The sequence below is a fragment of the Collinsella sp. AF39-11AT genome (assembly GCF_003474585.1).
Classification (GTDB): Bacteria; Actinomycetota; Coriobacteriia; order Coriobacteriales; family Coriobacteriaceae; genus Collinsella.
This window is the reverse complement of record NZ_QROG01000005.1, coordinates 29,528-55,864: the sequence shown is the minus strand read 5'-3', so window position 1 is coordinate 55,864 and position 26,337 is coordinate 29,528. Positions and strand designations below refer to the sequence as shown.

General features: G+C 59.9%; 26 protein-coding genes. 1 reads left to right on the top strand and 25 read right to left on the bottom strand.

Going from position 1 to position 26,337, the window contains the following annotated elements:
* Window positions 1-199: 199 nt before the first annotated feature.
* Window positions 200-2,203 carry a fructose-specific PTS transporter subunit EIIC gene (locus tag DW037_RS03520; RefSeq protein ID WP_118372822.1) on the bottom strand — a complete coding sequence of 668 codons (2,004 nt, stop codon included), beginning with the start codon at window positions 2,201-2,203 and terminating at the stop codon, window positions 200-202.
* Window positions 2,204-2,475: 272 nt separating this feature from the next.
* Between DW037_RS03520 and DW037_RS03515 the strand changes: the two genes are divergently transcribed.
* Window positions 2,476-3,333: a MurR/RpiR family transcriptional regulator gene (locus tag DW037_RS03515; RefSeq protein ID WP_233542230.1), complete on the top strand. Its 858-nt coding sequence runs from the start codon at window positions 2,476-2,478 to the stop codon at window positions 3,331-3,333.
* 58 nt (window positions 3,334-3,391) lie between these two features.
* On the opposite strand, the gene DW037_RS03510 is transcribed toward DW037_RS03515, so the two are convergent.
* The 24 genes from DW037_RS03510 to lspA all read right to left on the bottom strand — a co-directional run bounded on the left by DW037_RS03510 (window position 3,392) and on the right by lspA (window position 26,137).
* A complete protein-coding gene (locus DW037_RS03510) occupies window positions 3,392-5,020 on the bottom strand; it encodes a DNA repair protein RecN (RefSeq protein ID WP_118372820.1) in 1,629 nt (542 codons plus the stop codon).
* A complete protein-coding gene (locus DW037_RS03505) occupies window positions 5,010-5,870 on the bottom strand; it encodes an NAD(+)/NADH kinase (RefSeq protein ID WP_117635157.1) in 861 nt (286 codons plus the stop codon). The genes DW037_RS03510 and DW037_RS03505 overlap by 11 nt, the downstream gene beginning before the upstream one ends.
* Complete coding sequence (locus DW037_RS03500) at window positions 5,867-6,670, bottom strand: TlyA family RNA methyltransferase (RefSeq protein ID WP_117635215.1); 804 nt, start codon at window positions 6,668-6,670, stop codon at window positions 5,867-5,869. The genes DW037_RS03505 and DW037_RS03500 overlap by 4 nt, the downstream gene beginning before the upstream one ends.
* 34 nt (window positions 6,671-6,704) lie before the next feature.
* Entirely contained in the window at window positions 6,705-6,944 is a 240-nt protein-coding gene (locus tag DW037_RS03495; protein ID WP_006233978.1) for an exodeoxyribonuclease VII small subunit, read from the bottom strand.
* A gap of 2 nt (window positions 6,945-6,946) precedes the next feature.
* Window positions 6,947-7,534 carry a transcription antitermination factor NusB gene (gene nusB, locus DW037_RS03490; protein WP_117635156.1) on the bottom strand — a complete coding sequence of 196 codons (588 nt, stop codon included), beginning with the start codon at window positions 7,532-7,534 and terminating at the stop codon, window positions 6,947-6,949.
* A gap of 3 nt (window positions 7,535-7,537) precedes the next feature.
* Entirely contained in the window at window positions 7,538-7,900 is a 363-nt protein-coding gene (locus DW037_RS03485; RefSeq protein ID WP_117629319.1) for an Asp23/Gls24 family envelope stress response protein, read from the bottom strand.
* Window positions 7,901-7,924: 24 nt separating this feature from the next.
* Window positions 7,925-8,488 carry an elongation factor P gene (efp, locus tag DW037_RS03480; protein WP_117635155.1) on the bottom strand — a complete coding sequence of 188 codons (564 nt, stop codon included), beginning with the start codon at window positions 8,486-8,488 and terminating at the stop codon, window positions 7,925-7,927.
* A 159-nt stretch (window positions 8,489-8,647) separates the two neighbouring features.
* Window positions 8,648-9,778 carry a Xaa-Pro peptidase family protein gene (locus DW037_RS03475; RefSeq protein WP_117635154.1) on the bottom strand — a complete coding sequence of 377 codons (1,131 nt, stop codon included), beginning with the start codon at window positions 9,776-9,778 and terminating at the stop codon, window positions 8,648-8,650.
* A gap of 132 nt (window positions 9,779-9,910) precedes the next feature.
* Complete coding sequence (locus DW037_RS03470; protein ID WP_118372819.1) at window positions 9,911-11,020, bottom strand: hypothetical protein; 1,110 nt, start codon at window positions 11,018-11,020, stop codon at window positions 9,911-9,913.
* Window positions 11,017-11,550, bottom strand: coding sequence for a shikimate kinase (locus DW037_RS03465; RefSeq protein ID WP_117635152.1), 534 nt, complete (start codon window positions 11,548-11,550; stop codon window positions 11,017-11,019). The genes DW037_RS03470 and DW037_RS03465 overlap by 4 nt, the downstream gene beginning before the upstream one ends.
* A gap of 8 nt (window positions 11,551-11,558) precedes the next feature.
* Window positions 11,559-12,056, bottom strand: coding sequence for a YqeG family HAD IIIA-type phosphatase (locus DW037_RS03460; RefSeq protein WP_117635151.1), 498 nt, complete (start codon window positions 12,054-12,056; stop codon window positions 11,559-11,561).
* A 2-nt stretch (window positions 12,057-12,058) separates the two neighbouring features.
* The gene (gene mltG / locus DW037_RS03455; RefSeq protein WP_233542228.1) at window positions 12,059-13,450 is read right to left on the bottom strand and encodes an endolytic transglycosylase MltG; all 1,392 of its coding nucleotides are present in this window, start codon (window positions 13,448-13,450) and stop codon (window positions 12,059-12,061) included.
* Window positions 13,443-13,871 carry a Holliday junction resolvase RuvX gene (gene ruvX, locus DW037_RS03450; RefSeq protein ID WP_117629314.1) on the bottom strand — a complete coding sequence of 143 codons (429 nt, stop codon included), beginning with the start codon at window positions 13,869-13,871 and terminating at the stop codon, window positions 13,443-13,445. The genes mltG and ruvX overlap by 8 nt, the downstream gene beginning before the upstream one ends.
* Window positions 13,872-13,888: 17 nt before the next feature.
* Window positions 13,889-16,546 carry an alanine--tRNA ligase gene (gene alaS / locus DW037_RS03445; RefSeq protein WP_117629313.1) on the bottom strand — a complete coding sequence of 886 codons (2,658 nt, stop codon included), beginning with the start codon at window positions 16,544-16,546 and terminating at the stop codon, window positions 13,889-13,891.
* Window positions 16,547-16,698: 152 nt separating this feature from the next.
* On the bottom strand, window positions 16,699-18,108 hold the full coding sequence (locus tag DW037_RS03440) for an AI-2E family transporter (protein WP_117629312.1): 1,410 nt from the start codon (window positions 18,106-18,108) through the stop codon (window positions 16,699-16,701).
* Window positions 18,105-18,896, bottom strand: coding sequence for a SigB/SigF/SigG family RNA polymerase sigma factor (locus tag DW037_RS03435; protein ID WP_117629311.1), 792 nt, complete (start codon window positions 18,894-18,896; stop codon window positions 18,105-18,107). The genes DW037_RS03440 and DW037_RS03435 overlap by 4 nt, the downstream gene beginning before the upstream one ends.
* Window position 18,897: 1 nt before the next feature.
* The gene (locus DW037_RS03430; RefSeq protein ID WP_117629310.1) at window positions 18,898-19,275 is read right to left on the bottom strand and encodes an ATP-binding protein; all 378 of its coding nucleotides are present in this window, start codon (window positions 19,273-19,275) and stop codon (window positions 18,898-18,900) included.
* The gene (locus DW037_RS03425) at window positions 19,268-19,858 is read right to left on the bottom strand and encodes a hypothetical protein (RefSeq protein WP_117629309.1); all 591 of its coding nucleotides are present in this window, start codon (window positions 19,856-19,858) and stop codon (window positions 19,268-19,270) included. The genes DW037_RS03430 and DW037_RS03425 overlap by 8 nt, the downstream gene beginning before the upstream one ends.
* Before the next feature lie 95 nt (window positions 19,859-19,953).
* Entirely contained in the window at window positions 19,954-21,303 is a 1,350-nt protein-coding gene (locus DW037_RS03420) for a replication-associated recombination protein A (RefSeq protein WP_199408865.1), read from the bottom strand.
* Between the two features lie 60 nt (window positions 21,304-21,363).
* The gene (locus tag DW037_RS03415; protein WP_118372817.1) at window positions 21,364-22,611 is read right to left on the bottom strand and encodes a deoxyguanosinetriphosphate triphosphohydrolase family protein; all 1,248 of its coding nucleotides are present in this window, start codon (window positions 22,609-22,611) and stop codon (window positions 21,364-21,366) included.
* Window positions 22,612-22,642: 31 nt separating this feature from the next.
* Window positions 22,643-23,065 carry a prepilin peptidase gene (locus tag DW037_RS03410; protein WP_089571722.1) on the bottom strand — a complete coding sequence of 141 codons (423 nt, stop codon included), beginning with the start codon at window positions 23,063-23,065 and terminating at the stop codon, window positions 22,643-22,645.
* A gap of 81 nt (window positions 23,066-23,146) precedes the next feature.
* Window positions 23,147-24,442 carry a glycosyltransferase family 2 protein gene (locus tag DW037_RS03405; protein ID WP_117629306.1) on the bottom strand — a complete coding sequence of 432 codons (1,296 nt, stop codon included), beginning with the start codon at window positions 24,440-24,442 and terminating at the stop codon, window positions 23,147-23,149.
* 82 nt (window positions 24,443-24,524) lie between these two features.
* Complete coding sequence (locus tag DW037_RS03400; RefSeq protein ID WP_117629305.1) at window positions 24,525-25,538, bottom strand: RluA family pseudouridine synthase; 1,014 nt, start codon at window positions 25,536-25,538, stop codon at window positions 24,525-24,527.
* Window positions 25,538-26,137, bottom strand: coding sequence for a signal peptidase II (lspA, locus tag DW037_RS03395; protein ID WP_233505661.1), 600 nt, complete (start codon window positions 26,135-26,137; stop codon window positions 25,538-25,540). Before lspA ends, DW037_RS03400 begins: the two co-directional genes overlap by 1 nt.
* Window positions 26,138-26,337 lie beyond the last annotated feature (200 nt).

The following is a 26,337-nucleotide window of genomic DNA, read 5'->3' as shown; positions in this document are numbered from 1 at the left end:
GAATTCTGGCTGAATTATTGTTCGCGTGGGTGATTCAGTCGATGAGGGCTATTTATGCCCTGTTGGGGACTAAGGAGTGTCCCGGGGTGCCGGCAGGAAAGGAACGTCCCTGAGTGCCGGGTGGTATGAAAAAAGGCGAGGACCCGTAGGGAGTCCTCGCCTTTGTTACAGGGGGCGATGTTATTCGCGTACTGCGGAATTAGACCAGGCGGGCGTTGATCGTCTTGGCGATCTCGGCGGCGTCGGTGGAACCCTTGACGGTGGCACGGAAGCCCTCGTCCATAAGCGCCTCGGCGACCTTGGACAGGATCTTGAGGTGCGTGGTGCCAGCCTGTGCACCAGGGATGAGCAGAGCGATGGCCACGTTGACGGGAGCGCCGTCCATGGTATCCCAACCGGTCACGCCGGACTCGTCCTTAACGACGATGACGGCAGCCTCGGTAATGGCGTCGGACTTGGCATGCGGGATGGCGAAGCCCTCCATCATGCCCGTGGTGCCCTCGGCCTCGCGGGCCAGGAAGGCGTTCATCACGGCGTCGGCGTCGCTGGCGATACCGGCCTTGACAGCCTGGTTGGAAACGAAGCTCAGAGCCTCGTCGCGAGAAGCGAAGTCCTCGGCGACAAAGACATTCTCGACCTTCACGAAGTCGGCAGCATCGGCCTTAGGGGCCTCAACGGCAGCAGCCTTGGAAGCCTCAACCGGCTTGGCTACAGGAGCGGCCTTCTGATTCTTCTCGAAGTCGTACTTCTTGAAGGCCACGAACAGGATGCCACCGATCACAGCGCCGATGAGGATCGCGAGGACCCACAGCGGACCGTTCTCGACAACGGGCAGGACCAGGAAGCCACCGTGAGGCGCCGGATCGTGAACGTTGAACATGATGGTCAGGATCGAGGCGATGGAGGAACCGAGCATCATGATGGGCATGACGGGCCAGATGTTCTTGGTCATGAACGGAATGGCGCCCTCGGTGATGTGGGTGCAACCAAGAATGAGGTTGACGATACCGGCGTCATGATCCTCCTGGCTGAAGTACTTCTTGCCAACGACGACGGCGAAGGTGGTGATCAGCGGCGGAACGATGCAGGCGGCGGAGACGGCAGCCATGAAGTTGGTGCCGAAGTTGTAGGTATCGGTGCCAACGCCAGCAGCCAAGGCCTCGGTGAGCATAGCGGTACCGGTGACGTAAGCAGCCTTGTTGACCGGGCCGCCCATGTCAACGGCGCACATGCAGCCGATGGCAAGGCCCAGGACAATGGCGCCAGAGGCGGACAGACCCTTGAGGAAGTCCATCATGGCGGTGTTGATGGCAGCCATGGGGCCGGAGATGCCGAGCATGACCAGGCCGACGATGGCGGTCGAGAACAGCGGGTACAGGAAGATAGCCTTGAGGCCGTCCAGATTCTTGGGCAGCTTGGAGAAGACCTTCTCGAGCAGCAGGATGACATAGCCAGCGAGGAAGCCGCCGACGATGCCGCCCAGGAAGCCGAAGCCCACGCCGGCGCCGCCGGCGTCGATCATGCCGGTCTCGGCGTTAACGGGCAGGCCCTGGATGGCGATCATACCGGCAACGAAGCCGGGGACGAGCGCCGGGCGCTTGCCGATGGACTCGGCGATATAGGCGGAAAGCACGGGAACCATGAGGTTCATGGCGATACCGCCGATGATCTTAAGCATAGCGGCAAAGCTGTTGTAGTCAGACGCCGTCGAATCGAAGGACGTGATGCCCCACAGGAACGAAACGGCGGTCAGGACACCACCGGCGACGACGAAGACCAGCATGTGGCTGACGCCGTTCATGAGGTGCTTGTAGATGATGTGGCCGATAGATTCCTTCTCCTCGACCTCATCCTCGACATCGGCAGCAGCCGCAACCGAGTCGTCACCCTTGGCGGCGAGCGCGCGGTCGATCAGCTTACCGGCTGCCTCGACGGACAGGGCCTTGGAAACACCAACGGAAACCATGCGCTTGCCGGCGAAACGCTCCGCCTGGACATCCTTATCGGCTGCGACGACGACGGCCTTGGCACCGGCGATCTCACTCTTGGTGAGCTCGTTCTCGACACCGACCTGGCCATGGGTCTCGACCTTAATGGTCAGACCGCGCTCGGCAGCTGCCTTCTCCAGCGCTTCCTTCGCCATGAAGGTGTGCGCGATACCGGTCGGGCAACCGGTGGCGGCGATGATGTCAAACTTAGCCATGTGTCCCTCCTTTTTAAGTTTTGCGCCCGCAGGCGCTCCCCTACACGCGCGTCCTTGCGCGCTTTTCCACAACTGAAAGATACCAACCTACCGTCCGCGTGAGAAGAGACAAGGAGCAATTCTCCGGTGAAAGGTTCTTTCATAACCGTAAACGGTAGGTGAAAGTTTACCATCAACACTTGAAACGGCAAGGTGTATTTTGTAATTGAAAATCCCCCTATACTATGACAGTACAAAACGAGTCCGATTATCATGCCAACCAGGAGCCATCCATGACCGATAGTAGCAAGAGCGCACTTTCCCTCATTAGTACCCATCAGGGATACAGCGAATCCGAGCAGCGCATTGTCGACTATATATTGGAGCACCAGTCCGAGGCGCCACGCCTCACGGCGGCTCAGCTCTCGCGCGCCGCCGCCACGTCCGAGGCGACCGTTTCGCGCTTCTGCCGCAAGCTTGGCTTTGGCAGCTTCCGCAGCTTTCAGTTTTCGTTGGCGAGGGATTTGGAAAGCCAGCGCAACGAGGGCCTGACTGACGAAGTCTCGCTCGACAATATGGAGCAGAGCCTTAAGAACATCCTGGCTGCCAAGGTGAGCGAGCTTAATGCGACCATCGACGGGATCGACCACGATACGTTGGCGGCTGTTGTGCATGCCCTTAAGCATGCAGGGGTTATTGAGTTTGCGGCTGTGGGCAATACGAACGCGGTCGCGCTCGATGCGACGTTTAAGTTTTCGCAGCTGGGCCTGCGCTGCATGGCGAGCACCATTAGCGAGACATCAATCGGCTTTGCGCTCACGTTGCGCCCGGGTGACGTCATCGTGCTCATCTCAAGCTCCGGCAAGTCGCGCCGACTGAATCGCATGGCAAAAGCGGCTCGCGACTGCGGTGCCACCGTAGTCGTCATCAGCAGCGACAGCAAGTCTCCACTCGCGCGCCTGGCAGACTACACTTTTAATACCGTCAACCATGAAGCGCTGCTGACGACGGGTGACTTTGCGTTCTCCAAGATCAGCGCCACGATGATCATCGAAGTCATCTACAACTTCCTGCTGCCCGAAATCGAGGACGCCCGAGAGCACATCAGCTACTACGAGGAGCTCATCCAGCCGGACAAGGTCGTTGAGTAAACGCGTAGTGGGACAAAAATTTCAGTCTATTTTGTCCCACCAACACCGCTGATACGACCTAGCCTCGAACTTCTTCGAGCATCTGCTTTGCGTGGGCCAAGCTTGCCTCGGACTGATCGCCGCTGAGCATGCGGGCGATCTCGGCGGTACGCGCTTCGCCGGTTACCTCGTCCAAATACGTCTGGGGAACATCGCCCGGCTCCTTGCTGACAACATAATGCTTGTCGGCCACGACGGCGACTTGCGCCAAGTGGGTTACGACAATCACTTGATGCGTAGCGGCAAGATCGACCAGCACACCAGCAAGAGCACGAGCCGTGGAGCCGCCGACACCGGCATCGACCTCGTCAAATACCAGTGTGTCGACGCCGTCAGCATTACCCAAGACCACCTTGCTCGCCAGCATGACGCGGCTGAGCTCGCCGCCCGAGGCAATGCGGCGCAGGGGACGCGGCGTCAAGCCGGCACCGCTGCGATACAAAAGCTCGTAGCTTGAAGGACCCGCCGGCGTCCACTCGGCGCGCGGAAGATCACGCGACTCCCAAACGAGCTCGGCGCCGCCCATCTCCAAGCGTGCCATCTGACGACCAACCTCGTGGCAGAAGCGCGGGGCCGCCGTATTGCGAGCGCGCTTAAGCGCCTTGGCGGCAGCGAACAGCTCGCGCTCGGCGCTCCCGAGTGCCTCACGCGCCTTTTTGATCTGCTCATCGCCATCATCGACCAGGGACAGCAGCTCTTGCGAGCGATCGCGCATGGCAAAAACATCGTCCATGGTGGGACCCCACTGACGCAACAGGCCCTTGAGGTCGGAATACCGCTCACGCATGCGAGCGAGCTCGCGCGGGTCGAAGGCGACGCCATCGCGATAGGCACGAAGCTCGTTCGCGCTATCCTCAAGGGAGATGCAGGCATCCGAAAGCGCATCGGCAATGTCGCCCAGTTTGCGATCGACGGTAGCCATACGGGAAAGCTCGGCCACGGCGCTGTTCACGGCATCGAGCGCTCCACCTTCGGCGGCAAGCGATGCATGGGCATCGTTAGCTGTGGCAACCAGTACCTCGGCATGTTCGGAGCGCGGCAGCAGTTCCTCGAGTTCCTCATACTCGCCCGGCTTGGGGTCGACCTCGCCGATGCGCTCGAGGGCAAAGCGAGCCTCCTCGACACGGCTCCCCTGCGCACGCGAGGCTTCCTCCACACGGCGAAGCTCCTTGGCGGCGTCACGCGAAGCCTTAAAACAGGCGCGATACTTCTCGAGCGCCTCAAGCGCTGCGCGCCCAGCCCAGGCATCAACCATGGCAACATGATGCGCCGGATCGAGAAGGCGCTGGTGCTCATGCTGGCCGCACAGATCCATCATCACGCCGACGCGCTCGGAAAGCTCGCGCACGCTGGCGATGCGGCCATCGATCCTGACGCGACTGCGGCCTTCGGCAGAAAGGCTGCGCTGCACGGTGAAACCCTCCGAGTCGTGCGGGCCATCGAACAAGCGCGCCTCGACGCTGGCAAGCTCCTCTCCCTCGCGCACCGTCGACGAATCTGCACGCTCGCCCAATATGAGCTTGAGCGCCGAAAGCAGAGCGGTCTTACCGGCACCAGTCTCGCCGGTTAGGACAGTCAGGCCAGCACTCGGAACCAACGTCGCCTCGCGAATGAGTGCAATGTTAGAAACCTGCAGCTCATCGATCATGACGCACTCCGTAGAACACGCGGCTCACCGAGTTATAGAAGCTCTCGGGGCCGTAATCCAGCAGCAGCACATCGCCGGGACCACGACGCACGGCCACGCTCTCGACCGTGCCATCGCAGGTAATAAACTGCCCGTCGATGGCAATCGCCGGCACGCTCGGGCGATCATCGGACATAAAGATCTCGACGACATCACTCGGCGAGGTCAAAAAAGCGCGAGCCTGAATGGTATGCGGAGCGATGGGCACACAGACCATACCCGTGTAATCGGGGCTGACAATGGGGCCGCCGGCGGAAAGCGCGTAGCCGGTGGAGCCGGTCGCCGTCGAAACAACGACACCGTCGCCGCGAAGGCGGTCGATATGATGGCCGGACACCGTGATGTCAAATTCGACCATATCGGACAGGGGACCGCGCGTAAGTGCCATATCGTTGAGGGCAAACGTGCGCACGACATCCTTCGCGCCGTCTTCGCGCACGGACACAATATCCGCGGCGATGGTGGCGCGGCGGCTCACGTGGAGCTCGCCGGACAGAGCATCGCTCACAACCTGCAGAATGTCGCGCTCCTCGGGGCTCGCAGCAGTTAAAAAGCCCAGGTGACCATAGGAAAGACCAAGGATAGGAATCTCGCGATGGTTGAGGATGCGGGCAGCGCGCAGCAACGTGCCGTCGCCGCCGAGCGTAATGACCAGATCGGAGCCATCAATATCAGGCGTGCTTTGAATCTTCGATCGCTGGTCGGCAGCCCATGCGACCTCGTAGCCCTGGCGCGAAAGCCAAAGCTCGAGCATCAGGCCGCTCTCGACCGCCTCTTGCTTGTAGTAATTGGGGACCAGAAAGACCTTCATAGCGTTGCAGCTTTCTCGCTCAAAGCCGATACCTGGGATTGAAGCTCATCGTCGGCGCGCTCCCCGGGGACAAACCTTGTGCCGTACAGGAAAAACTCAACGTTGCCCTTGGCACCATGAATGGGTGACACGCACACATCGACCGGGAACAGGCCCTTGGCGGCAAAAAGCTCAATCGCCGCCACGAGTGTATCGCGGCGGACGGCGGAGTCGGTCACGATACCGCCGTCGCCCACCAGCGCAGCCGGCGCCTCAAACTGGGGCTTTACGAGCGCGCAGAACGAACCCGAAGGCTTCAGGCACGCCAGCACGGCGTCGATGATATTCGCGATGCTGGTAAACGAGACATCACATACAGCCAGGTCGATGGCACCGGCATAGCCAAGCTCAGGCAGCTGCGTCACGTTTGTGCGCTCATGCAGCGTCACGCGATCGTCCTGACGCAACGACCAATCAAACTGGGCGCGACCCACGTCCACCGAGACAACGGTCGCAGCTCCGCGCTTGAGCAGACAATCGGTAAAGCCGCCGGTAGAGCAGCCTACGTCCAGGCAGACAAGGCCCGTCGGGTCGATACAAAACGCATCGAGCGCACCCTCGAGCTTAAGGCCGCCGCGCCCAACGTACGGAATGCGCCCCTTCACGTGCAGAGGCAAGCCCGGGGTCACCTTAAGGCCCGGCGAAGTCAAGCGCTCGCCGCCACTCGAGACCAGGCCGGCCATAAGAGTGCGAAGGGCATCCGCGCGATCGGCGCAGATGCCCTGTGAAATCAGTTCGTCATCAAGACGCACGCGTTTCATGAATGCCATCAACCATTCGTATCCGGAGATGCGGCTAACTATCCTGGGATTCGTTTGCCGCATCCTCATCGTATTCCTGTTCGAGCTTATCGGCCTCACGCGGCGTCAGCTCAAACTTGTCGACCATATCGACCGCGCGGGAGCCCAGCTCAATCGCTTCGTCAAACAGATCGAGTGAACGCTCCAAGGACGTATCCTTGGAGCGAACGGTAGCGATGATCTGGTCCAGACGGTCCGAGATCTCGTCAAAGTTACGGACAGAACCCTCTGGCATGGCTACTCCTCGACGGAGTCGGCCTCGACGGCCTCAGCAGCGTCCATATCCTCGGCAAGTACACCGGCGGTAGCCTGAGCGGCAGCGACCTTGGCGGCAGCCTCAGCAGCCTGGGCCTCCTCGCGAGCGCGATCCTCGGCCAGCAGTTCCTGGTACAGGTCCTCACCCGGCAACTCCTCGCTGCGCGCGATCTTGCCCAGCACGCCGTTGACGAACGACGCGGACTGGTCGGTGCCATAGGCCTTGGCAAGTTCGACGGCCTCGTTGATCACGATAGCGTCCGAGACCTCTTCGTCGGTGAGGAAGCGCATCTCGTAGACGGCGATACGCAGCAGATTGCGGTCGGCGCCGGGCATGCGCATAAGATCCCAGTTCTTGGCGACGGCGCGCAGGGCACAGTCGATGCGATCGATATGCTCGTAGGCACCGCGGCACAGCTCCAGCGCATAGGGGTCGAGGGGGCCCTTCGAGATCAGGAAATCGCCCTCGAGGACGCGCTCGAGCGGGCTGTCCGTGGCCTCGGCCTGGAACAGCAGCTGCAGCGCCTGACTGCGGGCAAGCGTACGCCCGCGATAAACCTTAAGGCTCAAAGGTTACTCCTTGGGGAAAACGAGGCCGTCGATGCAAACGTCAACGCGCTCGACCTCAACGCCCACCTGGGCATCGATGGCAGCGACCACGGCAGCGCGAACGGCCTCGGCGAGTTTCTTGAACGGATAGCCAAAGAACACCACAACGCGCACGGTGAGTGCGAGCTTGTCGCCGACGACCTCGGTCTCGACCGCCGGCTCGGAAGCCGGGGCCTTGGACGAGAGCATCATGGAGACAAGGTTGGTGGCAAGGTCCTTGACGCCAACGGAGGCGATGCCCTCGACATCCGACACGGCGCGCGAGACGATGGCGGTCAGAACATCGGGCGAAATGCCGATGCCGTCAATCTTGATTTCCTGGGGCATGAGTCCTCCTAGAAGAGTTGGTTGCTAGACGCGGGAGACGAACTTGCCGTCGCGGGTGTCAACCTTGATGACCTCGCCCTCGTTGAGGTACATGGGGACCTGGATGACAGCGCCGGTGTCAATCGTGGCCGGCTTGGTGGAACCCTGGACGGTGTCGCCCTTAAAGCCCGGGTCGGTCTGGACGATGGTGGTCTCGATGAACATCGGCGGGGTCACGCCCATGAGCTCATCGTCGGCGAAGAGCAGCTGGCAAATGTCGTTCTCGCGCAGCCACTTGGAGTTCTCGCCCACCATGTCGTCGGGAACGGGAACCTGCTCATAGGACTCGTTGTCCATGAAGATGTAGTCGGTGCCATCGTTGTAGAGGTACTGGAACTCACGGGTGGTGAGCATGACGCTCTCGAACTTGGTGCCGGCGTTGCAGGTGTTCTCGACGACGCGGCCGCTCTTGATGTCGCGGGTCTTGTAGCGCACAAAAGCGCCACCCTTGCCCGGCTTGACATGCTGGAACTCGACGATGGTGTAGACCTTGTCCTTAATGCGGAGACCGAGGCCGTTCTTGAAGTCGGCGGTAGAAATGGTAGGCATAGCGACCTTTCTTGTTATGGGCAGAACGCACAAGCGTCCAAATTACATACGACCGAAATTATACACTTGCAGACGGCGCCTGCAGCGAGCGCATAAAAAGAGAACGCGGGGCGTCCGAATTGCTCCGGACGCCCCGCCCCAAAAATCTATCGAAATGGGCTAGCAATCGATGACGTGCAGGTCGTGCGGGGTCTTGGTGAAGGGCTCATATCCGTTCTCGGTGACGACGCCGTAGTCCTCCAGGCGCACGCCGCCCACACCGGGCAGGTAGACGCCGGGCTCCATGGTGACAACCGAGCCGACCTCGATGATGTTCTTGCTGCGGTTAAAGTTGGGCAGCTCGTGGATGTCGATACCAACGCCGTGGCCCAGGCCATGGTTGTAGTAATCGCCATAACCGGCATCGCCGATGATCTTCTTGGAAAGCTTGAAAATGTCGTTGCCCTCGACGCCCGGATGGATGGCGGCGACGCACTCCTCGTGCGTACGGCGCACGAGCGCGTACAGGTCGAGCTGTTCCTGGGTAGGCTCGCCCATCACGACAGTGCGCGTCATGTCGGAACGATAATCGCAGTAGCCCGCGCCGTAATCCATGAGGACGAAGTCGCCCTTCTCGATGACACGGTCACTCGGCACGGCATGCGGGTTGGCGGTGTTGGGACCGCTCGCCACAATGGAACCGAAGGCCAGGCTGTCGGCGCCGTTGGCGAACATAAAGTTCTCGAGCTCGTTGCGAACCTGCTTCTCGGTCATACCGGGTTTAATAAAGCCGAGCATATGCTGGAAGGCGGCATCGGTGATCGACTGCGCATGGCGCATGAGCTCGATCTCCTCGGCATCCTTGATGGCGCGCATCTTGCGGATGTCGTCGTGCATCAACGGCAGCATACAGGCGACAGAGCGGTCCTCCAGGCCGCGCTGAATGCCCTGGTAGAAGTTAATCTGCATGTCATCCTCGACAGCGCAGACGCGGCACTTGTTGGCCGCGATCTTGCCGGCGACCCAGCCGGGAATGGTGCCCTCGTCCATGTCGTAGACCCAGGGGCTGCCGGCGGGCGTGTTCTCCTCAAAGCTGTTGAGGTAGCGCGAGTCGGTGTGGAACAGGCACTGGTCAGCCGTAATAAACGCGGCGTGCGGGAACTCGAAGGTGTAGTCGAAGACGCCCTTCACGCCCGTGAGCCAACGAAGGTTAGCCTCGTCGCGCACCACGATGGCATCGTAGCCACGCTCGACCATCAGGGCACGGACACGCTCGATACGACCGGCAGGACCGGCAGCAAACTCAGACATGCAGTTTCCTTTCTTGTTGTCTCTATATAGACGGGACGGGTCTCAACCGAACGACGGAATCGCATGCGATCCGCAACCGATTGAAAACCCGCCCCTCAACATGATACGAAAGACGATGGATGTCAATAAATCTTAGAGAAGTTCTTTGCGAGAAGCCAAGTAGGCGTGAACATGGCGCTCAAGAACCTCGTCCTCAACGCTCGTTAGACGAATGGCGCCGAGTGCCGCGGGCAGCGGCAACATGCTACGGTTTGAGCGGGCAAACTGCTGCCTGCGGAACTCCTCGATATATGCGACAGGCTCCAGACCGAAGGCAAGTTCCTCGATACCAAAGTCCTCCAGGCAGTCATCGACCTCAAAAACGTAATCGATATCGAAGTCGCAGGCATCATGGGCGAGGCGCGCCTCAAAGCGCATGCCCTCGGACGACAGCTGGTAGGCAGGGACCTGCGAAGCGGCATCGCCCAAGCAGGCGCGCAGGGTGCGCTCCCCCGTCTTGCCAAAATCGAGCGCATGGCGGGCGCTCGGGTTCGTGGCCATCAGTACGTCCTTGCGGGCAGTCTGAGACCACTGAACGGCATTGACGAGCGCAACCTCCTCGCCCGAGAGAATCTCGGGGACGGTCTCAGTAAACTGATTCCAGCGGGACTTGCTGCTCGAAAGCATGGTGACAACGAGCACCGCATAGCCGAGCTTGAGATCCTCGGGGTCCGCCTCGCGTACAAGGTCGAGGTCACACACGACCAAGCCCGGCTCGGGACGGAACGCGATAGCGGGAAGCGCATGCGCCGACGAGGCGACGAGCGGCTTCATGGTCGTCGCGACCGTGAGCATGGCGTCGAACGTCGTCGGCAGCAAGGCGCACTCGGTGCGACCGCACCACTGATTGGCACACCAGCAAACGACCGAGCAGGTCGCCGTGTCGCCGACAGCGACAACGAGATCGTCGCAGGTAATGCCGTTAGCCGACAGGGCGCCAAAGACGGTATCGGCATCGGCAAGAGTAGCACCAGCAGGGGAAACCTCGAGGACGAGCAGCGACACGGCAAAACCGGCGTCAACCAGTGCATGCTCGACAACCTCGCCAAATCGCTCGGATGTGGCGTCGTTCCAAACCACCATCGCGCGCTTGGGCTTGCCCACAGCCGAGGCAAACATGCGCGGCAGCTCCTCGAACGCGCCCAATCCGACGCGGACATCGACGCTGCGGTTTTGGAAATTGATAAGTTGACGGCGAATCATAGCAGTCCACGCTCCAAAAGCATCTCGGCACAAAGGTAGGAAACGTCCTCGAAGGACTTGTTGCGAATATCAAGGGTAATATCGGCGGCCCGGCGATACAGCGGACGGCGATGCTCAAACAGGCGCGCAGCGTGCTCGGGCGAGCGGAAATCGGGCCGGGTATCGGAGCGGCGAATCTGGCGCAACGAGTCCTCAAAGTCGCCTTCGAGGTACACACAGGTACCCATCTCGTGCATCAGCTCAATGTTCACCGGCGTCTCGACGATGCCACCCCCGCACGATACCAGCAGGCTGCGCTCGCTTTGAAGCGAACGGAGTGCCGAGGTCTCGAGTTCACGAAAACGATCCTCGCCCTCGGTCTCAAATATCTCGGTCACCGACTTGCCGCATCGACGCACAACCAAACGATCGGTATCGACGAATCGACGCTTGAACATAGTGCCCACGTTGCGCGCAAGCGTCGACTTGCCCGCGCCCAAAAAGCCGATAAAGAAGATATGGTCGCAGCCGTGTTTGATGTGCTGAGACATGGCGAAACCTATTCCTCGCAGGGAAGGTCGCGCAGGGCCCGGCGCTCAAAGATACGGAAGATCTGCGTGTACCACAGGTCCTGGGTCGCCTGCGGCTTGACCAGAATAGTGTCAACGCCGGCAAAATTACCGCTCCACACGTCCGTGTACAGCTGATCGCCGATCAGCACCGCCTCGTCTGTCGTGGCGCCCAGACGCTTAAGACCCGCCTTCAAGGCAAACGGGGCGGGCTTCATGGCGTGGCTGATAGCCTCGAGCCCCAGCTCGCGCGCCGATGCCATGACCTGGTCGCGATGCCAGTTATTGGACACCATACACAGCTTAAAGCCCTTGGCATGGGCGGCTTCGAGCCAAGCTGAAACCGCAGCGGGAACCTGCTCGGTATCGCGCGGCACCAGAGTGTTATCGCGGTCGAGTAGAATGGCGCGTTTGCCGTCGGCCCACAGGGTATCGAGGTCGATGCGGTCAACTGAGGCAACATATCGTTTGGGGCTAAAAATCCTCATGATCAATTCCAAGACTGTTGGTGCTCTTCGTAGGTCTTCGAGAAATACTCCTCGTCCTGTGTAATGTAGAAATACAGGTCATCAGAGTCGGTCGGCTCAAGGCTAGCCTTGAGCGCCTCGAGCGACGGAGAGCAGATGGGCGTGGGCGGCAGGCCTTCATGCTTATAGGTGTTATACGGACTATCGCTCTGCAGGTCGTCGGCGGTAACCTCGCCGCCGGTGACATACATCATGGTCGCATCGCTATTGAGGTAACGCAGGCCATCGAGCTTGCCCGCCAGACGGTTATAGAAAACCGAAGCCACATGCGCGCGCTGATCGGCGTTGAGGCCCTCGCGCTCGACGATCGAGGCAAGGTTAACGATGTCGTAATCGGACATCTCCACGCCATAGCGCTCCTTGATCTTGGCCTCGCAGCTGGCAAAGTCAAGCGACTTATACTCGGCGTTGAACTGGTCAAGCATGGCGCGAATCACATCATCGGCAGACGGGTCCTTACCCAACGAATAGGTCTTGGGGAATAGGAAGCCCTCGAGCGAATCGTTCGCGGCATCTTTAAGGAAAGCGTAATCATTCACATAATTGCTCGCCTTGGCCTGGTTAAGGAAGTCTTCCTTGGAGATGCTGTCGTATGCCGCGGCCACGCGATCGGCGACCTGGTCGACCGTTAGGCCCTCAGGGATAGTCAGCGCATCGGAGCCGGCATTGGGCCCCTCCATGAGCTGCTGGACAACCTTGGTCGCGTCCATGAGCGTGGTAAACGAGTAGGCGCCAGGCTTAAGCGACATATCGGCATTGAGCTTTTTGGCCGCCGCATAATAATCCTTGGGGTCTTCGACGATATGGTTCTCGGAGAGAATCGAAGCGATGGTATCACCCGAGGCGCCATCGGGAATCGTGATAGTAACTTGCTGGCCAGCAGCAACTTTCGCATCCTCGCCGGCAAAGAAGCCCTTGACGGCTGGCACGACAAAGAAAACGATCGCGACAAGTGCAAGCACGGCGATGACGCCACCGATAATCATAGGCACCGGAGAGCTTTTCTTTTGGACGCCACGGCGGGCATGCGTGTTATAGCTCGAGCGCGTGGCCGGAGCTACGCCATGTGTGCCGTGAGCATGATGTGTACGCGCATGCGATTGAGGCGCCTGCGCACGCTGCGTGGGCGCCTGCTGCTTAAAGCGGGTACCGCTTGCGGGCCGGGCTACGCGGGCAGCGGGCTGTTGGGCAGGACGCTGAGCAGATTGTGCTGCACGAGAGGAGGGCTGTGCGGGACGAGCAGCAGGCTGAGCCGCACGCTGCGTCGGTTGCATCGGACGCTGGCCGGACGATACAGGGCGCGGCGTAGGCTGCCCCTGGCGATTCGGCTGGCGCGGATCGGAAGCGCTAGGCATGCGAAACCTCCTCGTTTTTGCGATCGAGCCACGTCTGCAAGAACAGGCTGGCGGCAATCATGTCAATCTTGCCCCTCATCTGTTTTTCGTTGAGGCCCTGCTCGCGCAGGATACGCTTGGCCTCTTGCGAGGACAGGCGCTCGTCCTCAAACTCCAACGGAAGATCGAGCTCGTCGGCAATCTTTTGCGCAACAGCGGCAACACGCTCGGCCTGGGGACCGGGCTCACCGGCCATGGTCAGGGGACGCCCACTTACCAGGATATCGGGCTCATAGTCCTCGAGCAGGTAGCGGAACGTCTTGGCCATACCGGTGACCTCTGCAGCCGGGAGCACCTTGACAGGCATCGCCATCTTGCCATCACGGCTCGAGACGGCGATGCCGATCCTGGTCTCCCCTATGTCCAGCGCAAGCGCGACCACAGCGACTACCTAGATTCTTAGGCGCCGAGCGCGGTCTTAGCGGCCGCGAGGGCATCGGCGATGCCGGCGGCGTTCTTGCCACCGGCCTGGGCCATGTTGGGACGGCCGCCACCGCGACCGTCGACCAGGCCCGCGATCTGCTTGATCACGTTACCGGCGTGGAAACCGGCCTTGACGGCGTCATCGGAGCCGGCGGCGAGCAGGGCTGGGGTGCCCTTCTCGGTCACGCTGGCGACGACGCAGGCGACAGGACCGGCGACCTTCTGGTGCACGGTATCCCAGACGTTGCGCAGGTCGACAGCCTCAAGGCCCTGGAGCTCAGCGACGACGAGCTTGTAGCCGTCGAGCTCGACGGCGCCCTCGATGGCGCTGGAGATAGCGTCGGAGGAGCCACCGGTCAGCGCCTTCTTGAGCTTGTTGGAAGTCTCGCGCAGCTCGGCCTGCAGGTTCTCCACGCGGGCGGGAACCTCATCCACGCGGCACTTGAGCGCAGCAGCGGCGGCGTCGACGAGCGCCAGACGGTCGGCCATGTAGTCGAGAGCACCCTTAGAGGTCACGGCCTCAATACGGCGGACGTTGGAGCCCGTAGAGGACTCGGAAATGATCTTGAACAGGCCGATCTCGGCGGTGTTGGCGGCATGGGTGCCACCGCAGAGCTCACGGGAGAACGGCTGGTCCTCGGCGCCCACGGAGACAACGCGGACGACGTCGCCATACTTCTCGCCAAACAGGGCGACAGCACCGGCGGCCTTGGCCTCGTCGATGCCCATGACGCGGGTCACGACCGGCTTGGAGGCGAAGATCTGCTGGTTGACCAGGTCCTCGACAGCCTTGAGCTGCTCGGAGGACAGGGCCTCGAAGTGCGTGAAGTCAAAGCGCAGGTGCTCGGGCGTCACCAGCGAGCCAGCCTGGGAGACATGCTCGCCCAGGACCTGCTTAAGCGCAGCGTCGAGCAGGTGGGTGGCGGTGTGGTTGCGGCGCAGGAAACCACGGCGCTCGGCGTCGAGCGCGGCGGTCACGGTAGTACCGACGGTCAGCGTACCCTCGGCAACGTGGGCGACGTGAGCATACAGGCCATTGTGGTTCTTGGTATCGGAAACGGTCAGCGCAACGCCCTCGGCGAAAAGCTCGCCGGCATCGCCCTGCTGGCCACCCATCTCGGCGTAGAACGGGGTGCGGTCGAGCACGACCTCGACGTCCTCGCCCGCAGCGGCGGACTCGACGGACTCACCGTTGCGAACGATAGCGACAACTTTGGCATCCTCGATCACATCGTTGTCATAGCCGTCGAACTCGGTCGCGGCAACCTTGTCGGAAAGCTCGACCCACACGTCGTTGAAGCTGCCCCAAGCATCGCCCTTGGCGTTGGCGCGAGCGCGGGCCTTCTGGTCCTCCATGCAAGCGGTGAAGCCGTCCATATCGACGTTGTGACCGGCGGTGCCGGCGATCTCGACGGTCAGGTCGATGGGGAAACCAAAGGTGTCGTGCAGCTTAAAGGCAACATCGCCCGGAAGCACAGCGCCCTCGGCAAGCGCTGCCAGGGCCTCATCCAGGTAGACGCGACCGTTGTCGAGCGTCGTGGAGAAGCGCTCCTCCTCGGAAGCGACGATACCCTTAACGAGCGCGACGTTCTTGAGCAGCTCGGGATAGGCCTCGCCCATCTGGGCGTTGACCTCGTCAATGAACTTGGTCAGGAAGGCGCCCTCGATGCCCAGCAGGCGACCGTGGAACACGGCGCGGCGGAGCAGGCGGCGAAGGACGTACTCGCGACCCTCGTTGCCGGGCAGGATGCCGTCGGAGATCATAAAGTCGACGGCACGGGAGTGGTCGGCGATGATGCGCAGGGAGCGGCTAGCACCGGAGTAATCGTCGGCGTCATAGGTCTTGCCGCTGATCTTCTCGCCCAGCTTGATGAGGTGCTGCATCAGATCGCCGTCGTAGTTAGCGGTCTTGTGCTGCATGATGGCGGCCATGCGCTCCAGACCCATGCCCGTATCGAGGTTGCGGTGCGGCAGCTCCGGCATGGAGCCATCCTCCTGGCGGTCGTACTGGGTAAAGACGAGATTCCAGAACTCCAGGAAGCGGTCGCAGTCGCAGCCGGGCTTGCAGTCGGGGCTGCCGCAGCCGACCTCCTCGCCCATGTCAAAGTAGATCTCGGAGCACGGACCGCAGGGGCCGGTGGGGCCAGCGGCCCAGAAGTTGTCGTCCTCGCCCAGGCGGGAGATGTGATCCTCGGCAACGCCCAGGGAGCGCCACACGTCATGAGTCTCGTCGTCCTCGGTAAAGACGGTGAAGTACAGGCGATCGAGCGGCAGCTTGAACTCCTTGGTAATGAGCTCAAAGGCCCAAGCGCAGGCCTGCTGCTTGGAGACGCCGCCAAAGGAGAAGTCGCCGAGCATCTCGAAGAAGGACAGGTGACGGCCGTCTTCGCCGATGCAATCGATGTCGTTGGTGCGGACGCACTTCTGGCAGGAGATCGCGCCGATCTCCTTCATGGTCTTCTTGCCCTGGTAGTACTCCTTAAACTGGTTCATACCGGCGTTGGCAAGCAGCAGCGAAGGGTCGTCGGGGACGAGGGACGAAGAAGGATAGAGCTTAAGACCGCGCTCCTCAAAGAAGTTAAGGAACTTGGAGCGGATCTCGGCCGTAGTCATTGACGGGTAGTCAGCACTCATAGAGGGAATCTCCTCGATTTCACATCGAAACAGTTCAAACGTAACGATATTACCATCCCACCGCGCCTGTGCAAAAAAGAGGGCCGGCACAATGCCGGCCCTTCAGCGAAATTGCATGTTAGCGCGTATGAATGTTAGCCCGAATTACCCCGCTACTTGTCGTCATCGTCCATGGAGCCGTCGATGCCGGTTTTGGTATCGTCGTCAGTGTTGGAGTCATCGTCCTTGGCAAAGGGGTTCTTGAAGAAGCCCGTGGCATCGGGCTGCAGGCCAGAGAGCTTAATCCAGGGATTATCAAGCTCGGGCTTGGGCATGGCCTTGGCCTCGGGCGCAGTCTCGTTGCCGATGAGCTCGGACTCGTAAATGAAGGTGTCATCGCCGAGCGCATCGTAGGCGGCGACCGGGTTGCCATCGGCATCGCGGTACGGCGTGCCCTTAAACACGGCGCCGTCATAAGCCACAAGCTGGCGGCCGGTCTCATTCTCGAAGTAGTACACGAAGATACCCTTGAGGGCCGCACACAGCGGGATGGCAATAATCATGCCGATGGGGCCCATAAGTGCCGAGCCAATAACGAGCGCCGTGAGGCTCATGATGGGATGCACCTGAACCGAGCTCTGCATGACCTTGGGCGAAATCACGTTATCGGTAACGTTTTGCGCGACCATCGTCACGACGAGCGTCCACAACGCCAACATGGGGCTGAACATGAAACCGAGCACCGTGGCGATTGCTGCGCTCACCCAGGGACCGACGACCGGAACCAAATGCATGATGCCGGTAAAGATAGCCATGAGCGCCGCATACGGATGGCCGATGATAATAAAACCGATAAAAGCGAGGAAACCACCGCAGATGGACGTCACGACCATACCGCACATGTAGCCGCCGACAGAGCGAGAAAGGATGGCGACCATAAAGCGGTACGAGGTCTCCTTCTCCTGACCGATGATGGTGCAAATCTCGTGGTGCATGCGAGGGTAGTCGCAGGCCATCCAGTACGCAAGCACCAGACCAAGGAAGAGCACGAACAACTGCGAGGCCGTATTGGTGATGAGCGGGAACACACCGCGGCCAAGCTCGGCAGCGATCTGAGACACGTACTTCGATGCCACGGTAACAAGCGACGAAAGATTATCGTCCAGATACTCCTTGAGCGGCGTGTTGTTAAGCGTCTTGGCATGCGAGATCATCTCGTTGAGGTCGCCACCCGCAACACGAAGCTGCTCAGGCAGGCGGCTCAGGACTTCCATGATCTGACCAAAGAGAATCGGCGACAAGATACAAACGACACCGACGAGCACGGCAACAACAACAATTAGCGCGATAAGCGAACCGATGCCGCGATTCACGCCATGGTGCTCGAGCCAGTTGGTGATCGGGGACATCACAAAAGCAATGATGGAGCCGACGGCAAGAAACTCAATAACCGGTGCCAGGATGCCCATAAGGTTAAAGATGACAGCGGCGATGACAATGCAGCCGACAACAGCCCAAATGCGAAGCGTCAGAATGCGGGTGTCGCGCAGCACGCGATCGATTTGTTGGGGGTGCTCACTCATGAACGAATCATCACTCCGTCGGGGTCGATCTTATCTTGAATCTTCTTAAGGGTACGGCGCAGCAGGCGCGAGACCTGCACCTGCGAGATGCCAAGCTTCTTGGCAATCTCGATCTGGGTCATGCCCTTAACGAAGCGCAGCTCGATAACCTCGCGCTCGCGCGGCGAGAAATCGCGGATGGCTTCCTCGATTACCAGGCGGTCATCGGTAAAGTCGAGCTCGTTGTCGTCGTCGACATAGCGATCGAGAATCGAAGGCGCATCATCGGAATCGGACGCACCGGGGGCCTCGATGGGCACCGAGGTGTAGGCCGAGGACGACTCCATGGCTTCGAGCACCTCGTCGACGGTCACGTCCAGGTATTCGGCGATTTCCTCAACCTTGGGCGAACGCTGCAGCTCGTTGGTGAGCTTATCGGTAGCCTGGTTGACCTTGGCCGAGAGCTCCTGCAAACGACGGGGCACGCGCACGCTCCAGCCCTTGTCGCGGAAGTGGCGCTTAATCTCGCCCAAGATGGTGGGCGTGGCAAACGTCGTGAACTCGAGTCCGCGCTCAGGATCAAAGCGATCGATAGCCTTGAGCAAGCCCAAGTACCCGACCTGCAAAAGGTCATCGAGCGGCTCGCCGCGGTTCTTAAATTTGTTGGCAAGAAACCTTACCAGGTTCATATGGGACATGACGAGCTGCTCGCGAGCATCCGGATCGCCGGTCTCCTTATAACGACGAAACAGCTCGCGGGTTTTCTCCTTGTCCCAAGCGGTCTTGCCGCTCCGGGAACGTTCGGTCATATTAGATATCCGCCTTGAGGTCGAGGGAAAGCGTTAGGGGCGCCGCAGTCTTTTCGTAGGAATCGCACACGCTTGCAAGAATGAGCTCGGCATACACAGCAGCCTGGTCATCCTCGTCGACGGTGGCCTGTTCCCCAAAGGTAAAGGTCATGCCGACGTGAGATTCGTCCACATCGAAATTGATCGTGATGTCGTCGCAGTCGACCGCGGTGCACCCAAAGATGAAGGCTTCCTCGGCAGCCATGCGGATATCCTCGATGCGATCGACGGACATAGAGCACAGGGCGCCGACGTTGGCGGCCGTCATGCGCACCAAGCGCGCGAGACGAGGATCACCGGCAACGCTCAGCGTGATGGGGCAGGTTGCTTCACTACTCATCGCAGGACTCCTCGGAGGTCTCGGCAGGCGTATAGGTGTAATACTGAGCAGGCTTGGCTGCGGGCTTCTGAACATCATCGTCGTCAGCAGCGGCCTCGTCCCCGGTTTCGCCAATTAGGACGCGCTCAGTCGGCTGCTCGGCTTCGGCGGCAGCGGAAAGTTTGCGCTCGGCGTCGGCTGCGGGGGCTTTCACCTTATTAAAGAGCTTCTGAACGGCACCAGCCGCAGAATCAGTCACGCTCGATACGGCATTACTGGCCTCGGCCATGCTGCCCGTAACCTCGGAAATGTCGCGAACGACCGCCTCAACCTCAACGAGGTTAGACGTCAGGGCGTCAACGGCAGTCTTGCTCGACTTGAGGAGCGGCTCCATCTGGGCAAGTGCCGGCGTAAGCTCGTCAACGGCGCCATCGAGCTTTGCCACCACGGGCTGTGCCTCGGCGAGCGTATTATTGAGGTCGCTCACCGTCTTGTCGAGCGAGTCGACGACGGTGCGGGTCTTGCGCAGCGTGAGCGCGAGCTCGACAACAGCCCACACGCCGGCAACGGCGAGCACCAGCAGGGCGATTTGAATGGGACTCATACAAGCCTCCCGAAAGAATCGAAATACAGACGTTTTTCATGGTACCCCAAAGAAGGGCAAAGATACCCAAAGGGAATGTGCGAGGCGCCAATGGCCTACTTGGGAGCGTTGCCGCTACGGTCGCGCTCGCTTTGCTCCACACGCCACTCTTCCCAACCGCGGCCGGCAGGCTGCCAGAACGCGCCGCGCTCCAACCCCTCGGGCAAATAGCGCTGATCGACCCAGCCTTCGGGATAATCGTGCGGGTACTTGTATACACCATACTCGTCGCTGCCGGGACGGTGACGATCGCGCAGGTAACTCGGCACCTCGCGAAGACCACTGCTGTGGATATCGGCCAGCGCCGCATCGATCGAGGCCTCGCACGCGTTGGACTTAGGCGCCAGGCACACATAGAGCGCAGCCTGAGCCAGGTTGATGCGACACTCGGGATAGCCAATGACCTCGGCAGATTTAAATGCGGCATGTGCCACCAAAAGCGCCTGCGGGTCGGCGTTGCCAACATCCTCGGAAGCCTGAATAATAATGCGGCGAGCGATAAACTTGGGATCCTCCCCTGCATCGATCATGCGCGCGAGCCAATAGATCGTGGCATCGGGGTCGCTGCCGCGCATAGATTTAATAAACGCACTGATAATGTCGTAGTGCATGTCACCGTTTTTGTCATACGAAAAACCACGACGCGGATTGGCGATCTTCACGTCATCCACGGTAATGGGATAGCGTTCCCCCGCCGCCGGCGCTGGCGTTCCCTCGGTATCGGGACGCGTAACGGCAATCTCACTCGCAAGCTCGAGCGTCGTGAGCGCCGAGCGCGCATCACCCGCGGCCAGCGTGCAAATGGTCTTGACTGTATCCTCATCGGCCGAGAACTTACCGTTTAAACCCTGCGGCGCCTCGAGCGCACGCTCAATGAGCATGGCGATATCCTCGTCCTTCAGGTGCTCAAGCTCTACCACACGCCCACGCGAGAGCAATGCCGAGTTGACCTCAAAGTACGGGTTTTCCGTCGTGGCGCCAATCATAATGACGGTGCGGTTCTCGACCGCATGCAGCAGGGCATCTTGCTGCGACTTCGAAAAGCGATGGATCTCATCGATAAACAGAATGGTGCGGCGGTCGTAGGTGTTCAGACGGGTCTTAGCCTCATCGATTACGCGGCGCAGGTCCTTCACAGTGCCCGTCACGGCGCTGACCTCGACAAACTCGCTCTTGGTATGGTTGGCGATAATGTGGGCCAGCGTCGTCTTGCCCGTGCCAGCCGGGCCGTACAGAATCACGCTCGACAGCACGTCATGCTCAATCGCGGCGCGCAGCCACGAGCCCTTACCGACGGCCTTTTGCTGGCCCACATACTCGTCGAGCGAATTGGGGCGCATACGCACCGCAAGCGGCGCATTTTTAAAGGAGCGCTCGCGCGTCGAAGCAGAAAAAAGGTCGTCCATAGCCATCCCGTGCATTAATCAAAATCGTTGTTGACCAATAGTATACCGAAAGGATACGAACTACCGTTCGTTAATATAGGTGCGGTGCGGAAACTTTAGACCTGGGAACAATTTGCTCGTCAGCTCGCAGAAATAACCATCCGTCATGCTTGCGATGTAATCGACGACGGCCTGATCCTTGTCGTCCTGCCAGGCATAGGTGCGATCGTAGTAGGAAAGCTGCTGCTCAATGCGCGAAACATGATGCTTAAAGATGTAAGAGAACTCGTCGCCTTTATTTAGATCCCGCAGGCAACGGTCGTAGAGCTTTTCGAAAGCCTCACGCAACTCTGCCTCAGAATCGCCTTCGATACCGCCCTTGCTATAGATCTTCTCGTAGTTCTCGCGCTTCGCCCGGCGGATCTCCTCAAACAGGTCCTCGCTCATCTCGATACGCGGTTTGCCATAGCTATGCTCAACGATATCGATGGAAGCGTGCGTGAGAATCCAGCTGTTATAGGCGCCGCCCCGACCATCGTCAAAAGCGTCGGGCGACAGCAGGCCCGCCGCAATGGCGTCCTGACGATCACGACCGACGTAGGCGAGGATATCCGAGATACGCACCACACAGCCCTCGAGGGTCATGGGGCGCAGGTGCTCGATCGCGCCATAGCCCGTGGCGATGCAGTCCTCGACGGTACGGTCGAACTGGTCAAACGACGCCATGTCCGAGAGTTCAAAGACACGCTGCTCGTACTCGCCGTTATGGCACAGCACGCCGTCGAGCGTCTGGAGCGACACGTTGCGGCCGTACAGCGCGTCGAGCACGCGGACGGACTGCACGTTATGGAAAAAATAACGACCCGTACGCTCGTGATAGATTTCGCTGAGGAAACGCTCGCCGGCATGGCCAAAGGGCGTGTGGCCCAAATCGTGGCCCAGGCCAATCGCCTCGATCAAATCGCTGTTGAGGCCCAGGGCACGGCCGATATCGCGGGCAATGCGCGAGACGAGCTGCACATGAAGGCCGCGCCGCGACAGGTCGTCGTTGCTGCGAAAGCTAAAGACCTGCGTTTTGCCTGCATAACGCGTGTACGCAGGAAGATGAAGAATCTTTTCGGTATCGCGCATAAACGCCGGACGCATAAGCGTGCCTTTGTCGGCAGCGCGATCTATACGACGAATGACCTGGTCGTCGCAGCATCGATAAGGATTAACGACACCCGAGGCGCGGTCGGCGGCGATACGCTCGACCAGCTCGGGCGACAACGCCGCGGGAATGCGGTCCATGCGCGCCTTAATGACGGCCGTTTCTTGATTAGTTGCCATGGCATGCTCCTTAAAAAGGATGCGCAATCGGTTACAATGTCCAGCCCACGACCTCGATTATGGCAAATATCGGCACCAAAAACGGGAGCAATGGCAGGGAGCGCGATTTTGTAAAGAGGCAGGAGAGGGCCAGGACCAGGAGCGCGACGGCAAATGCCACGATGCCGCCCAGAGGGTCGAGCGTGCAAAGCGCGAAAAGCGCCTTGGCATCCCCCATGCCGATGCCGGGGGCCTGGCGGAAACGCCGCCAAAGCGACTCGGTCAGCACAAGGGAAAGGTACACGATAACGGCAGGACCGGCGTGGTCAAGCGCCGTGTTCAAGCCCCTGTCCAGCCAAACGCCTGCAAACGCCGCCACGGCGCATGCGGCGGCAAGCGCGTTGGGAAACCGCCGTTCACGGACATCAATCACCGCACCGGCAAAGGCGCAGATCCAAAAGGGAATATAGACCATTGAACACCTCCCGGGGCAGTCACTCAAAAGCAAAAACCACCACAGAGGTGCCTGTCCCCTTCGTGGTGGTTTTGGTGGTGGTTATTTAGCGCCCTGCATGACCTCGTCGAGGGTAACGCTGACGGCATGCTGCGTCGGGACCCAGTCGACCTTCAGGAACAACGCAGCCACCGTAATGGGGATATAGCTGAACATAAAGATCGGGAAGGTAAACAGGTTGGTCACCAGGCGCCACTTTTGCGCGCAATGGATGTGCTTGTACTCAAAGATAGTCGTGAGCAGCGCCAGGATAAAGAAGGTCTGATACATCATGACGAAGGTCATGATGAGCGAAGCGGCACACGCCTGCATCTCGACCTCGGTAGCTAAGAAGCCGTGGGAAAGACCGCCAACAATGAGGAACGTCGCATTGGCAAGCATCGAAATCAGCGATAGCAGCATACCCGGTGCGATTGTCATGAACATGTCGTAGGCAGCGAAGCGATGATAGCGGAAGGTTGACTTGACCAGATGCTTACCGTAGGTAAAGAAGACCTGGTAGAAGCCCTTGGTCCAACGCATACGCTGTTTCCAAGAAGCCTTAAACGTCACAGGCTGCTCGTCAAAGAACTCAGCCGGCGCATAGCCAATACGAATGCCGTGAATGGCACAGAACGTCGTGAACTGAATATCCTCGGTCAGCGTGTGGAACTGCCAGCCGTGCATGCCCTCGATAACACTGGCTGAGATGAGGTAGCCCGAACCCGAGACAGCACAGGACGTCTTGCAGATGTTGCGCGCGTTGTTGAGGAAACGCGCCTCGCGCAGATACCAAGTGGCATTCGCTGCCGAGATCCACGAGCTTCCGAAGTTCTTGGAGTTACGATAGCTCGTGACCACATGGAAGCCCTGGTCAAAGGCATCATTCATCTTGGACACATAATCGCGGGCGATAACATTATCGGCATCGAAGATAAAGTAACCTTCAAAGGTGTCGGGATACTCGTTAAGGATACGGTCGAAACCAAAGTCCATGACCCAACTCTTGCCTTTACGGGCCAGGTCATTGCGCTCGTACACAATGGCGCCCGCCTCGCGCGCGAGCTGCGCCGTGTTGTCGGTGCAAGCATCGGCGACGACAAAGACCTCGATAAGCTCTGAAGGATAATCCTGGTCCTTGATGGAGCGAACGAGGTTGGCAATCACGGCCTCCTCGTTATGCGCCGCGATAAAGAAGGCATAGCGGTGCAGCTTTTTGGCCTTGGGAGGCGCGACCTCGCCGCGGAGAGCACCGATGACAAAGAAGACCACCTGGTACAAGAAGCAGACCGTGAGCAGCGTGACGACAATCTGGTTGAAGATCACGATGGGTGTGTTGGTTTGTAAAAAGGCGAGCATGCAGGCTCCCAGGAACGTGTTACGTAAACAATCGTATATCTTACCGCAGGCTTACCGAGTTCAAGAAACCACCTAATACTGGCTAGGCTTCGAGCAGGCCGAGCTGCGGTACGATTTCGTCGCCGGCAGCAGTGCGACCAAGCGAACGCGGGGCTAAGTCGTCGAGGACGGCGGCGAGATCCCACGGCAGCTCGTCGCGGCACTCAATGCGCTCTCCCGTCACGGGATGATCGAACGCCACACGCCAGGAATGGAGGAACTGCCTGGTCAGGCCCTGATCGGCGCGCGCATCGCACTTGCCGTAAAGCGGATCGCCCACGCAAGCGTGGTTGATATGGCGCATGTGCACACGAATCTGATGCGTGCGGCCGGTAAAAAGGTGGCACTCGACGAGCGTGTAGCCGTCGTCGAAACGCGTGGAATCAAAGCGCTCGAGCACCTTGAAGGTCGTGATGGCCTGGCGCGCAAAGGGGTCATCAGAAACCGCCATCTTCACGCGGTCGCGCGTTGAGCGGGCAATACCGGTGTTGATAGTGCCCTCGTCCATGGCGATGTGTCCGTGAACGAGCGTAATGTAGCGGCGGTCGAGCGTACGCGTACGGATGAGATTTTGAAGCGCGCGCTGGGTGTCGTCGTCTTTTGCCGCGAGCATAAGGCCCGAGGTATCGCGATCCAGGCGATGCACGATGCCGGGGCGGTCCTCACCCTGCACGGTGCCCAGATGGTCGATACCGCAGTGATAGACCAGGGCATTCGCGAGCGTACCGCTCTCATGACCATGCGCAGGATGGCACACCAGGCCGCGCTGCTTGGAAAGCACGATGAGGTAATCGTCCTCGTAGCGGATATCGAGGGGAATGGCCTCGGGAATCACGTCAGTCGGATCGTGAGGCTCGGGCAGGTCAACCGAGATGCGGTCACCGGCGCGTACGGCATACTTTTTTGACAAACAGGTCTCGCCGTTCACGATTACGGCGCCGCCCTCGATCAGATGCGCGCAGGCAGAGCGCGTAGGGCAGCCGTCATTGGCGCCCAGATAGGCGTCAAGGCGCTGACCAGCGGCATCGTCGGCAACAAGGATATGGATGTCGGCCATTAGCGCTCATTCCTTTCGCGAATCTTGCGGGCACGCTCCCCACGCTGCTTGGCTTTGCGCTTGGCGCGGGCCTCGTCACGAGCGTTAAGCTCGGCGGTCGCATCGACCTCACGGGCCGCAGGACTCAAGAACATGTAGCCGATGAGGGCAAGCACCACACCGACCGTAATGCCGACATCGGCCACATTGAAGACGGGGAAGTCGATGAAGGTGGTGGCAATAAAATCGGTCACAAAGCCAAAAGCCAGACGGTCGATCGCATTGCCAATGGCGCCGCCCACGACCATAGCCATGCCCACAACCTCAAAGCGAGCAAGCTGGGGCGCGCGAAGCAAGTACACCGCGATCGCAACGATAACGACAAACGCCAGCACGGCAAACGCGAGGCCATGTCCCTCGCCCATGCTAAAGGCAGCACCGATGTTACGCACGAAAAGGAAGTCGATCACACCGGGGATAACAGTCACATGTAGAGCATCGCCGACGGCACGAACCGCAAGCTTGGTCAGCTGGTCAACAAGCAGCACGGCCAACGCCACGCTACCAGCAACACCCAACCGCCAACGCAAAGGCGGCGTCATATCCCCAGTACGACCCAAATCAATCCCCTACCCTCAAGAACATCGAATTACGTTTAACGCAGTAGATAATCATACATTGACGCAGGCAAGAAGCGACAAATCTCCCAAGAACGGAAACACCGCAGGTAGAGCATAAATGAGCGAGCGGGTCGCATTTGAGACAAGGTGACGTGAAACGAAAGGGCGCTGACCTTCTGGTCGCGCCCTTGAAGTTGAAC